Origin of the sequence: Amycolatopsis ruanii (assembly GCF_003385175.1) — a bacterium.
In the GTDB taxonomy this organism is placed as follows: domain Bacteria; phylum Actinomycetota; class Actinomycetes; order Mycobacteriales; family Pseudonocardiaceae; genus Amycolatopsis_E; species Amycolatopsis_E thermalba.
On record NZ_PQHY01000067.1, the window covers coordinates 22,493 to 33,232 of the forward strand.

Genomic DNA, 10,740 nt, shown 5'->3' on the forward strand with positions numbered 1-10,740 from the left:
CGTTACCCGGCGGCCTTCTTCAGCAGGGTTTCGGTCCAGTCGGGGTCGTGCTCGTCCACGACCGGGAAGCCGGACGCCCACGGGCCTTCCCAGTGCACGGTGATGCCCGGGTTGTGCACACCGGTACCGTCCGGCGTGAACAGGTGCGGACTGCCGGTCACCTCGTCGGTGCACGCGATGGCGTAGTCGGTCATCACGTCCGCGCGGTGCCGGCCGGAGTCGAGCGCCTCGGTCAGCGCGTCGACGTCGACCGTGCCGGTCTCGGCGGCGACCTCCAGGATGACGGTGCGATGGCCGATGGTGCGGTTGTCCACCCAGAACGCCCGTCGCAGCGCGCGGTCCAGGTCCTCGGCCGGCGCCAGCCCCTGCGCCTTGGCCGCGGCCACCGCCTCGTTGGCGAGCAGCACGGTGTTCGGGTACAGCCAGTCCGCCGCGGTCCACAGGCGGAACCCGGCCGCCGGCTCGATCGTGCCGAGACCCACGGCCTCGCTGTCGGTACCCGGCCTCGGGTGCGGACCGTTGAACAGTTCCAGTGGGAACGCGTGGTGGTCGATCCGGACCTGGTCCTGCAGCCCCAGCCGCTCGCGGGCCACCCGGAGGCGGTGCAGGGCCACGTGCGCGAACGGGCAGAGCAGGTCCGACCAGACCTGGATGGTGCCCGCGGCGGCCGCGGGACGGTGGACGGTGGACGGTGCGTTGGTCATTCCGGTTCCTCGTGCTCGGTTCCAGGTGGGTTGGTGGTGAAGCGTTCCGGCCGCAGGAGCACCGCGGTGCGGCGGTCCTCGGCCATCGCGCGGTCGTATTCGTCCAGGTCCGGGTGCACCCCGCCGGCGGCGATGTAGATGTCGCGGAGCAGCAGGCGCGGGTCCGGCAGGCCGGGCAGATCGTCGTCGGGGCCGGCCAGTTCCACCGGGCCGGACACCGACACCCACTCCCAGCCGGACCGGAACACCAGCGTCGCGTGTGGACGCTCGCGCAGGTTGGCGAGCTTCGCGGTGCGGCCGCGGGACACGAACGCGACCACGGTCTCGCCGGTCACCGGGTGCGGCAGGATTCCCGCGTTCACCACGGAGACGCCGGGCCGCCCGTCGGCCCGGGCGGTCACGAGCACGGCGAGCCAGCGCTCCGGCCGGGCGAGTTCGGCCACCATCCGGAGGCCGTCGGCGGTGGTGATCACGCCAGGCTCGCCGCCTTCTCCAGCAGCGTCCGGTAGATGTCCGGCTCGTCGGAGTCGATCACCGGGAAGCCGACGCCGAAGTCACCGTTCACCCAGCGCGCCGAGACACCGGGATTGGCCGCGTTGGTGCCGTCGGCCAGGAACAGGTGGGGGCTGCACACGACCCGGTCGTCGCGCGCCGACTCGAACTGCTCGATGACCGCCGCGCGCGCCTCGCCCCGGTCGAGCCGTCCGGCCAGGTCCGGCACGTCGACCACACCGGTCTCGGCCGCCACGTCCAGGATCACGTTGCGCAGAGAGATGCACCGGCTCTGCGCCCAGAACGCCTTCCGCAGCGCGCGGTCGAGCTGCTCCGAAACGTGCAGGCCCTGGTGCTTCGCGGCCTGCACGGCCTCCAGCGCCGGAAGCATGGTCACCGGGTACCGCCAGTCCTTCTCCTGCCACAGCTGCCACCCGGCGTCCGGCTCCAGCGCACCGAGCACGGCGACCTCCGAGTCGACCCCGGGCCGCTCGTTGACCCCGAGGTTGAACAGTTCGAGCGGGAAGGCCCGGTGGTCGAAGCGCACCCGGCCGGTCAGACCGAGCCGGTCCCGCGTCTCGTGCAGCCGGTGCACGGCGACGTGGGCGAACGAGCAGTTCAGGTCCGAATAGACCACGATCACGTCCGGTGAGGTGGGCAATCGCGGATCGCCGGGCGGGACGTCGACCGAGGGGATCATCGTGTGCTCCTTCCGTTCTGCCGCAGCGTACCTCAAATACGTGCGTGCGCACACATGTATTTTACCGACAGACGAGCTCACCCCATCGGCTGAAAGAAGTGCGCGACCGCGCTGGAGAGCGCACCCTTTCGGGCATGGCGTTCGGAAAAGCCGTTGCCGTGGCGGCTGTCCTGATCACGGCTGCCGCGCCGGTGGCCGGGGCCGAACCCCTGCACGGGGAGCAGGCCTTTACCGTGAGCGGCACGTTCACCGCGCCCGCGGGAGTCACCTCGGTGTTCGTCGCCCTGTGGGGCGCGGGCGGTGGGGGCGCGAAACCGCCCGTGGGCACCCCCGAAGCGCCGGACGCGCCGCCGTCACCGGAAGCGCCACCGCCGGGTACCGCGGGTGGTGGCGGGGGAGCGGCGTGGTGCTCCGTCGCGGTCACCCCCGCCACCGAGTACACCGTGACCGTCGGCGTGGGCGGGCTTCCCGGGGCGCCGGGCAGCGACTCCAGCCTGGGCGTCGCCGGCAGCCCCGCGCTCGTCGTGGCCCGTGGTGGCGCGCCCGGGACCGCCGAGGCGCCCGGCCGGGGAGGCACCGCCGACTGCGGCACCTCGCCCGGCCTCGCCGCGCCCGGCAGCGACGCCACCGCGGAGCGGCCCGGCGCGGCGGGGGTGATCCCGAGCGCGCCGCCGGGCGGGATCGGCGCCGGTGGCGCCGCCGGCATGCCCGGGGCGCCCGGGTACGTCTACCTCTGGTGGTGATCCGCCAGCTTCGAATGCCGCCGGCTGTAGGCGAAGTACACCACCAGCCCGATGGCGAACCAGATCGCGAACCGCAGCCACGTCTCCGGGTGCAGGAACGTGATCAGCCAGATCGAGAACGCCACCCCGATCGCCGGCACCACCGGCACCCATGGGCAGCGGAACGTGCGCGGCAGGTCCGGACGGCGGTACCGCAGCACCACGACCGCCACGCACACCACCACGAACGCCAGCAGGATCCCGATGTTGGTCAGCTCCGCGGCTTCCCCGATCGGCAGCAGCCCGGCGATCACCGCCGCCGCCACGCCGAGGACCCACGTCATCCGGCTCGGCACCTTCTTCACCGGGTGCGTGCCGGAGAACCACTTCGGCAGCAGCCCGTCGCGGCTCATCGCGAACCCGACGCGCGTCGCGCCCAGCAGGAACGTGAACAACACGGTCAGGATGCCGAGGATCGCGCCGACCGCGATCACCCCGCCGAGCCAGCGCAGCCCCACCGACTCGAACGCGCTGGAGAACGCGGCTTCCGAGTCGATGTCGGTGTAGGGCACCATCCCGGTCAGCACCAGGCACGCCAGCACGTACAGCACCATCGAGATCCCGAGCGAGTACAGGATCGCCTTCGGCATGTGCTTCTGGGAGTCGCGCGACTCCTCGGCCGCGGTGGACATGGCGTCGTAGCCGAACACCGCGAAGAACACCGTCGCCGCGCCGGTGAACGCGCCGCCGACGCCGAACGGGAAGAAGTCCGACCAGTTGCCGGTGTTGATGTGGAACGCGCCGACCACGACCACCAGCACCACGAGCGCGACCTTGAGGTACACCAGCAGGGTTTCGAACCGCGCGGCCGAGCGCATGCCCTGGTTCAGCACGAACGCGATCAGCAGGCACAGCAGCACCGCGAACAGGTTCACCTTGTACGAACCGGCGGCCACGCCCTCCGGCTCGGTGCCCGGCGCGCCGGACATCCACAGTGGCAGGTGGATGTCCAGGAAACCCAGCAGGTCGTTGAAGTAGCCGGAGATACCGATCGCGACCACGGCGACGATCGCGGTGTACTCCAGCAGCAGGTCCCATCCGATGAGCCAGCCGACCAGCTCACCGAGCACCGCGTAACCGTAGGTGTAGGCCGATCCGGCGCGCGGGATCAGCCCGGCGAACTCGGCGTAGGAGAACGCCGCCGCCGCGCTGGCGATCCCGGCCACCAGGAACGAAATCAGCACGGCCGGTCCGGCCGTCTGGTTCGCCACCGCGCCCGCGAGCGAAAAGATGCCCGCGCCGATGATCCCGCCCACGCCGATCGCGGTCAGCTGCCACAGGCCCAGGGTCTTCTGGAGCCCGCCGCCCTCCACGGCCTCGATCTGTTCCACGGGTTTGCGCCGGAACAGCTCGTGTACGGCCACCGCACTCCCCAATCACTCGTCCGGGTAATGACCGGATCACGGTACTAGGGAGGAGCCCGCCCCGGGACCCTGCGAAAGGTCCCGGGGCTGTTCGCCGGGTCAGGCGAACTGGCCGGGCCGGTAGTCGCCGGCCGGGTTGCGGATGATGACGTTGATGCGGTTCCACGTGTTGATGAGCGCGATGGCGGCGACCAGCGCGGCGAGCTGCTCCTCGTCGTAGTGCTTGGCCACGTTGGCCCACACCTCGTCGCTGACCCCACCGGCCGTGTCGGCGATGCGGGTGCCCTCTTCGGTCAGCTCCAGGGCGGCGCGCTCGGCCTCGGTGAACACGGTGGCTTCGCGCCAGGCCGCCACCAGGTTGAGTCGCGTCGGCTCCTCGCCGGCCGCCACCGCGTCCTTGAAGTGCATGTCGGTGCAGTAGCCGCACCCGTTGATCTGGCTGGCGCGCAGTGTGAGCAGTGCCTGCGTGGTCGCGGGCAGTGTGGACTCGGCGAGCACCTTGCCCGCCCCGAAGAGGTGCTTGACGAACTTGCCGGCGGTCGGGTTGGTGAAGAGGTTGATCCGAGCGTCCACGATGAACTCCTGTTCCGGTTGGGGTTTCTACTTCCCTGACGGAACAGCCCGACGAGATGTGACAGCCGGCCGGCGGCTCTGACGAAGATTGCGATGGTTGGTTGGGATGCTGCTGGTCGTGCCGCGGTGTCGGTGGTTTCCACCATCGCCCGCGCCTATCAGCACGCCACGAACATCGGCCGCTCCCGTGGCGACTGGACCACACCGGGCCAGGCCGGGGATTCACCGATGTCCCAACCCATCACTTGGACCAACGCATTGTCAGACACGCCCTAGCCCGCGGCGGCTTTCTGCGTGAGCGCGGCCGCGCGGCGGCGCGACTTCTTGTGCACCGCGCCGGCCCGGAAGTAGCTCAGCAGCTCGGCGATCGCGACCGGGTCGTCCAGCTGCGGGCAGTGCCCCCACTCCTCGCGCAGCATCAGCCGGCTGTGCGGCACCAGTGCGTGCAGCCGGCGGCCCGCGGCGGCGCTCACCAGCCGGTCCTTGCCGCACGCGACCACCAGCAGCGGGACCTTGATCGACTCCAGTCCGTCGTAGGCCTCGGCCAGCTCGGCGACCAGCTGGCGGGCCTGGTCCAGACGAGTGGTCGTCGAGCGGAAGTCCGGGAACAGCCCGGTGAACCGCGAGACGTGGGCGATGTCGGCGGCCGCGCGGTCGGCGTAGAGCAGCCGCGGCACCACGAACCCGGCGATGGTCCGCACCACGAACCCGGGCACCGGCAACGGCAGCGACGCCGCCAGCCGCAACGGCAGCGGGTACTTCCCGACGGTCCGGACCAGCCAGGAGTCGACGAACCCGGGCGCGGCGATGGACACCACCCCGGCGATCGGCAGCTCGTCGCGGCAGGCCGCGCGCAGGCTCATCGTCCCGCCGAGCGAGTTGCCGCCCAGCACGACCTTGCCGCGGTCGGAGTAGAACCGCACGACCTCGGCGACGAACGCGTCCAGCTGGGCGAGCATCGCGCCGGAGCGCAGGGGATCGGCTTCACCGAAGCCGGCCAGATCGACCGCGACCGCGGGGACGCCGGCGGCGGCCAGCTCGGTCAGCGCCGGGCGCCAGGTGTCGGCACTGTCGCAGTAGCCGTGCAGCAGGACGAGTCTTCCGGTGCCCCGCTTGGGTTTGGGACCCACTTCCAGCACCCTGGTGCGCACGCCGGCGAAACTCCGGTGGCCGGCCCGGATGTCCTCCGGGCCGGCGAGCCGTGAGCCCGGCGCCGCCTCGATTTCCCGCTGCACTGCGGTCATGTACCCAGATTAGCGAGGAAATCTCGGGTTCCGCTCAGTAGACGTGGGTCACAAACCGGTATCGGCAGCGTGTCAACAAGGCGTCTGCGCAGGTCGGAGCGATTCAGCGGGTGAAAACGATCTTCCCCCCGGTCGCACCCTCCTGCATCAGCCGGAAGCCCTCGGCGGCCTCCGACATCGGCAGCTCCTTCCCGATCTGCGGCCTGATGCCGGTCAGGTCGAGGTAGCGGAGCATGTCCTCCAGCTCGTCGCGGGTGCCCATGGTGGACCCGACGACCCGCAGCTGCAGGAAGAACACCCGCTGCAGGTCCGCGCTCGGGTCCGGCCCGCTGGTCGAGCCGGACACCACGACGATCCCGCCCGGCTTCAGGGACTTCAGCGAGTGGCCCCAGGTCGCCTTGCCGACGGTCTCGAACACGCCGTCCACCCGCTCGGGCAGCCGCGCGCCGGTCTCGAACGTCTGGTGCGCCCCGAGCTGCTCGGCCAGCGCCCGCTTCTCCTCGGACCGGCCGGTCACCCACACCCGCAGACCCGCGGCCCGGCCGAGCTGGATCAGCGCGGTCGACACGCCACCGGAGGCGCCCTGCACGAGCATCGTCTGCCCGGGACGCAGGCCCGACTTCACGAACAGCATCCGGTACGCGGTCAGCCACGCGGTGCCCATCGTGGCGGCCTCGGCGAACGACAACCCGGCCGGCTTCGGCACCGCGTTGCGGGCCGGGACGATCACGTAGTCGGCGAAGGTGCCCTGGTGCTTCTCGGTGAGCAGCGTGCGCTTCGGGTCGAGGGTGTCGTCACCCTGCCAGCCCGGCGCGTTGACCACGGAGTGCAGGACGACCTCGGTGCCGTCCTCCAGCACGCCGGCCCCGTCGCAGCCGAGGATCATCGGGAACTGGTCCGGCTTGATCCCGACCCCGCGCAGGGTCCAGATGTCGTGCATGTTGAGGCTGGCGGCCTTGACGGCGACCTTCACCCAGCCGGATGGCACCTCGGGGTCCGGCCGCTCGCCGACGGTCAGCGCGTCGAGCGGGTTTTCCGGGTTCGGTTCACGAGCGTAGACGGCGAACATGCCTGCAACGTACCTCGCCGGGGGCGCTGGCGTACCCTGGTCAGGTGTTCGACGGCCTGGCCACCTGGTGGGACAACGTGGAGCTGTGGCTCGCGCAGCTGTGGTTCCCGTTGCAGTTCCTGCTGGTCATCGCGGTGCTGGCGCCGCTGTGCGTCGGGGTGGCGTGGCTGATCGACCGGATCGTCGACCGGGTGGCCGCGTGGTTGCGGCCGGGCCGCGACGAGGACGTTTCGAGCCGGTCCTAAGGTGTCGCTGGTGTCAAGCAGGAGGCGGATCACCGTCGCGCTCGTCGGGCTCATCGTGCTCGTGTTCGGTGGGTGGATCGTGCGCGAAACCACCACGTCGACCGAGCCCGTGGCCGGGCTGACCGCGTTGTCCAGCCTGCCCCCGGAAGCCGGCCAGACGTGGCGCCTCATCCAGGCGGGCGGGCCGTTCCCGTACCGCAGTGACGGGACCGTGTTCGAGAACCGGGAAAAGCGGCTCCCCGCCAGGGAGAGCGGTTACTACCACGAATACACGGTGCCCACGCCCGGGAGCCCCGACCGCGGGGCCCGGCGGCTGATCACCGGGGCGCAGACCGAGCTGTACTACACCGGTGATCACTACGCTTCCTTCGTCCAGGTCGACCCGTCGAAGTAGCGAGAACCCCATGTCCTCTTCCCAGACGATCGTCGAGCAGGCCCGTGCCCGCGGCGCCTACTCGCACCTCATCGGCAGCCGGCCGGCGGACAAGATGTCCGCCCTCGACGCCATCGCGTCCGCGTTGTCCTTTCCGGACTGGTTCGGCCGCAACCTGGACGCGCTGTACGACTGCCTGACCGATTTGTCCTGGTTGCCCTACGGTGAGCACGTCCTGGTGTGGGCGGGGTCGGACCTGCTCAAGCAGGCCGATCCCAAGGCGTACCTGGCGATCCGCAGCGTGCTGTCGGACGCCGAGCGCGCGCTGGCGCCGGGCGGCGACCGCGCCGACAGCCGCCGGCTGACGGTCGCCCTCACCGACGACTAGTCCTGCGGGACCCAGTTCGGCTTGCGCTTCTCGGCGAAGGCGCGGATGCCTTCCTGGCCCTCCTCGCTCGCGAAGAACCGGGCGGAGAGCCCGAGCATGTCCGGGAAGCCGTCGGCCGGGGTGGCCGGGCGCGGGCTCGCGAGGAGTTCCTTGGTGGCGGCGAGCGCGGCCGGTCCGCCGAGGGTGAGGGAACGGACGTAGCGGTCGGTCGCCTCGTCGAGGTCGGCTGGGTCGACGGCCTTGTTGATCAGGCCGATCTCGGCGGCGCGCGCGGCGTCGAACACGTCACCGGTGAGGAAGAGTTCCTGCGCGGCGCGCGGGTTGACGCGGGGCAGCACGGTGAGCGAGATGACGGCCGGCACGACGCCGATGCGGACCTCGGAGAACGCGAAGGTGACGTCGGTGGTGGCGACGACGATGTCCGCGGCGGCGACCACGCCGACCCCACCGGCGCGGGCGACCCCAGCCAGCTTGGCGACGACCGGCTTCGGGCTGGTCCAGATCTGCTCGAGGATCCGCGGGAACTCGTTGACGCCCTGATCGCCGGCCCCGGCGCCGCGCGCCTCCTTGAGGTCCATGCCGGCGCAGAACACCTTGCCCGTGTGGGTGAGAACGATCACGCGGACGGCGTCGTCGTCGTTGGCCTCGGCCAGCGAGCCGGACAGCTCGCGGCGCAGCTGGGCGGACAGGGCGTTCCGGTTGTGCGGCGAGTCGAGGGTGATGGTCGCGACACCACTCCGCACTGAGTAATGCACCAGTTCATCAGTCACGGGGGTCACCATAGTTGGGGTGGTGCTGCCGAGGCGCCTGGTTGTGAGCGGCTGCGCATCGGGGCGAAGCTGTGACAGCGCGTGAGACCGCACGCTACGGTGCTACCGATCGGGAAGGGGTGGCCGTGGCCGAGGGTGGTGCGACGTCGGGTGCCGCGCAGATCGCCGGTGTGTTCGGCGGCGAGGACAACCTGAACAAGATGCACGCGGACGCAAAGCGCATGCTGGCCGACGCGAAGGCCGGCCGCTGGGCGGTGGACGAGGAGACAGGCACCCACCTCCGGCGAGCGGTGACGCAGATGCAGGAGGAGATGAGCAGGATCGCTCAGCGCATCGACCGGCTGCAACGCGCGCCCAAATTCGGCAATGACGAGTACGCCCAACGAGCAGCGGCGCATTTTCTCGCCGCGATGGATTCGGACGACCAGTCGCTCGTCCGGGTGTTCCTCGCAGCTCAGGAGATGCTGGATAACCTTCGAGTGGCTATCGAGATCGCGATCAGCAAGTATGACGCCTCGGACGAGGCGGCGACCCAGGCTCTCCAGACCTTCAAGGACCAGGACCGGTGACCGTCAACGTTCGAATCGTCCAAGCCGCCGCGGCGATGGTGTGTCTGGCTGCAGCTACGACTGGGTGCACCACCACGGTGGCGGGCACAGCATCACCCGCGCCGAGTTCAAGCACTGCGAACTCCGACGTCTTCGCCGGTCTCAACGCTTGTCGGGTCCTTGAGCAACTGACCGCCGGTCAGGGGTTCGGTCCTGGCGAAAACATCAGTCGACGCAACGAGTGCGACGTGCTGAAGCACGAGTTCGGCACATACGGGCTTGCGCTGGACCCTGTTCAGGGTCTGCGTGAGTTCGCCGAGACCAGCGACGGCGTGGTGGAGACCTCGGTCAACGGGCGCAAAGCGCTGCAGGCGCCGATTCCCTTGGGTGGTTGTGCGATCGTGATCGAAGTCGGCGAACACGCCCGCGCCATGGTGCAGGTATCGCTGATTTCTGGACCCCGCGATCCGCAGGCTTGCGTGGACGCTCAAGCCCTCGCCGAGAAGCTGGAACCCCTGTTGCCCAAGGTGCGGTGAGCGTCAGTTCTGCCGCGGCAGCAGCTCTTCCGTGAAACGGTCCAGGAAAGCCTCGAACGACGAACCGCCCTGGTGGTAGATCACGAACTTCGTCAGGCCGGCCTCCAGGTGGGCGTCCAGCAGGCGGTGCAGCGCTGGCCAGTCCGAAGCGATCACCTCCGCCGGGTCGGTCTCCGGGCGGCGTTGGCGCACCGCGGCGGTCAGTTCGGGCGTCGGGCCGTTTTCGGCGAGCAGCAGGCTCATTCCGTAGTGGTCCGGCTCGATCGAGCGGCCCGCCGCGGCGGCCGCTGACTCGATCGCCTCGCGGGCGTGGCGCGCCTCGGCCGGGGACAGGAAACTTCCCAGCCAGCCGTCGGCGTACTGGCCGATCCGGCGGTACGCCGCGGGAGCACTACCGCCCAGCCAGATGTCCACCGGGCGCTCCAGCCGCGGCCCCAGCGACACGTCCGCCAGCTTCCAGAACTCGCCCGCGAACTCGCCCTCACCGGACAACGCCGCGCGCAGCAGCCGCAGCGACTCGTCGAACACCCCGGCCCGCGCGCCGGCCGGGACTTCGAACAGGTCCCACTCGCTGCGGCGCGCCGGGCGCAGGCCGAACACCGGCAGCACCCGCTTCGGCGCCAGCGCCGCCAGCGACGCGATCTGCTTCGCCACCAGCACCGGGTGCCGGCCGGGCAGCACGGCCACCGACGTGCCCGCCTTGAGCCGCGACGTGCGGGCCAGCGCGTGCGCCATCCCGACGAACGGGTCCACCGCGTCCGAGTACACCTGCTCGGAGAACCACACCGAGTCCACCCCGGCGGCCTCCAGACGGTCCACCACTGCCGGGAGCCGCGCGGGCGGCATGTCCGCCCCGAGCCCCACCCCCTGCCTCCTATACACATCCCTCAGCCCACGAGACTCCCTAGCACCCCCTCTGCCCTCTTCTGCCTGGAAAAAAACATGTGCCCTC

The 10,740-nt window shown here is 70.5% G+C and carries 15 protein-coding genes; 6 read left to right on the forward strand and 9 right to left on the reverse strand.

The features are described from left to right. Positions 1 to 2 precede the first annotated feature (2 nt). The 3 genes from D0D28_RS27795 to D0D28_RS27805 are packed head-to-tail and all read right to left on the reverse strand — an operon-like array spanning position 3 to position 1,896. Positions 3 to 704: a DsbA family oxidoreductase gene (locus D0D28_RS27795; protein WP_116113715.1), complete on the reverse strand. Its 702-nt coding sequence runs from the start codon at positions 702 to 704 to the stop codon at positions 3 to 5. Further along, positions 701 to 1,177: a TIGR03618 family F420-dependent PPOX class oxidoreductase gene (locus tag D0D28_RS27800; protein WP_346009503.1), complete on the reverse strand. Its 477-nt coding sequence runs from the start codon at positions 1,175 to 1,177 to the stop codon at positions 701 to 703. Before D0D28_RS27800 ends, D0D28_RS27795 begins: the two co-directional genes overlap by 4 nt. Continuing rightward, positions 1,174 to 1,896: a DsbA family oxidoreductase gene (locus tag D0D28_RS27805; protein ID WP_094008772.1), complete on the reverse strand. Its 723-nt coding sequence runs from the start codon at positions 1,894 to 1,896 to the stop codon at positions 1,174 to 1,176. Before D0D28_RS27805 ends, D0D28_RS27800 begins: the two co-directional genes overlap by 4 nt. A gap of 134 nt (positions 1,897 to 2,030) precedes the next feature. On the opposite strand from D0D28_RS27805, the gene D0D28_RS27810 reads away from it, so the two are divergent. Beyond that, positions 2,031 to 2,639: a glycine-rich domain-containing protein gene (locus D0D28_RS27810; RefSeq protein ID WP_205413375.1), complete on the forward strand. Its 609-nt coding sequence runs from the start codon at positions 2,031 to 2,033 to the stop codon at positions 2,637 to 2,639. Here the strand turns inward: D0D28_RS27810 and D0D28_RS27815 are convergent. The 4 genes from D0D28_RS27815 to D0D28_RS27830 all read right to left on the reverse strand — a co-directional run bounded on the left by D0D28_RS27815 (position 2,624) and on the right by D0D28_RS27830 (position 6,928). After that, positions 2,624 to 4,042 (reverse strand): amino acid permease, encoded by a 1,419-nt coding sequence (locus D0D28_RS27815; RefSeq protein ID WP_094008774.1) that lies wholly within the window; start codon positions 4,040 to 4,042, stop codon positions 2,624 to 2,626. The genes D0D28_RS27810 and D0D28_RS27815 overlap by 16 nt on opposite strands. 99 nt (positions 4,043 to 4,141) lie before the next feature. After that, on the reverse strand, positions 4,142 to 4,615 hold the full coding sequence (locus D0D28_RS27820) for a carboxymuconolactone decarboxylase family protein (protein WP_116113717.1): 474 nt from the start codon (positions 4,613 to 4,615) through the stop codon (positions 4,142 to 4,144). 272 nt (positions 4,616 to 4,887) lie between these two features. Continuing rightward, a complete protein-coding gene (locus tag D0D28_RS27825; protein ID WP_116113720.1) occupies positions 4,888 to 5,859 on the reverse strand; it encodes an alpha/beta fold hydrolase in 972 nt (323 codons plus the stop codon). A 103-nt stretch (positions 5,860 to 5,962) separates the two neighbouring features. Next, positions 5,963 to 6,928, reverse strand: a complete 966-nt coding sequence (locus tag D0D28_RS27830) for a quinone oxidoreductase family protein (protein ID WP_116113723.1) — start codon at positions 6,926 to 6,928, stop codon at positions 5,963 to 5,965. Between the two features lie 44 nt (positions 6,929 to 6,972). On the opposite strand from D0D28_RS27830, the gene D0D28_RS27835 reads away from it, so the two are divergent. From D0D28_RS27835 to D0D28_RS27845, 3 genes are read left to right on the forward strand one after another with little or no spacing between them, the layout of a single operon-like run. Next, on the forward strand, positions 6,973 to 7,173 hold the full coding sequence (locus tag D0D28_RS27835; RefSeq protein WP_094008778.1) for a hypothetical protein: 201 nt from the start codon (positions 6,973 to 6,975) through the stop codon (positions 7,171 to 7,173). Between the two features lie 10 nt (positions 7,174 to 7,183). After that, positions 7,184 to 7,567 (forward strand): ribonuclease domain-containing protein, encoded by a 384-nt coding sequence (locus D0D28_RS27840; protein ID WP_198958388.1) that lies wholly within the window; start codon positions 7,184 to 7,186, stop codon positions 7,565 to 7,567. A gap of 10 nt (positions 7,568 to 7,577) precedes the next feature. Beyond that, a complete protein-coding gene (locus tag D0D28_RS27845) occupies positions 7,578 to 7,934 on the forward strand; it encodes a barstar family protein (protein WP_116113726.1) in 357 nt (118 codons plus the stop codon). Here D0D28_RS27845 and D0D28_RS27850 read toward each other — a convergent pair. Continuing rightward, positions 7,931 to 8,704, reverse strand: coding sequence for an enoyl-CoA hydratase-related protein (locus D0D28_RS27850; protein ID WP_116113729.1), 774 nt, complete (start codon positions 8,702 to 8,704; stop codon positions 7,931 to 7,933). The genes D0D28_RS27845 and D0D28_RS27850 overlap by 4 nt on opposite strands. Positions 8,705 to 8,829: 125 nt before the next feature. Here D0D28_RS27850 and D0D28_RS27855 point away from each other — a divergent pair, with 125 nt between their 5' ends. Beyond that, positions 8,830 to 9,273 (forward strand): hypothetical protein, encoded by a 444-nt coding sequence (locus D0D28_RS27855; protein WP_116113746.1) that lies wholly within the window; start codon positions 8,830 to 8,832, stop codon positions 9,271 to 9,273. Then, positions 9,270 to 9,788 carry a DUF3558 domain-containing protein gene (locus tag D0D28_RS27860; RefSeq protein ID WP_116113732.1) on the forward strand — a complete coding sequence of 173 codons (519 nt, stop codon included), beginning with the start codon at positions 9,270 to 9,272 and terminating at the stop codon, positions 9,786 to 9,788. The genes D0D28_RS27855 and D0D28_RS27860 overlap by 4 nt, the downstream gene beginning before the upstream one ends. 3 nt (positions 9,789 to 9,791) lie before the next feature. On the opposite strand, the gene D0D28_RS27865 is transcribed toward D0D28_RS27860, so the two are convergent. Next, positions 9,792 to 10,652: a TIGR03854 family LLM class F420-dependent oxidoreductase gene (locus D0D28_RS27865; protein ID WP_240323381.1), complete on the reverse strand. Its 861-nt coding sequence runs from the start codon at positions 10,650 to 10,652 to the stop codon at positions 9,792 to 9,794. Positions 10,653 to 10,740 lie beyond the last annotated feature (88 nt).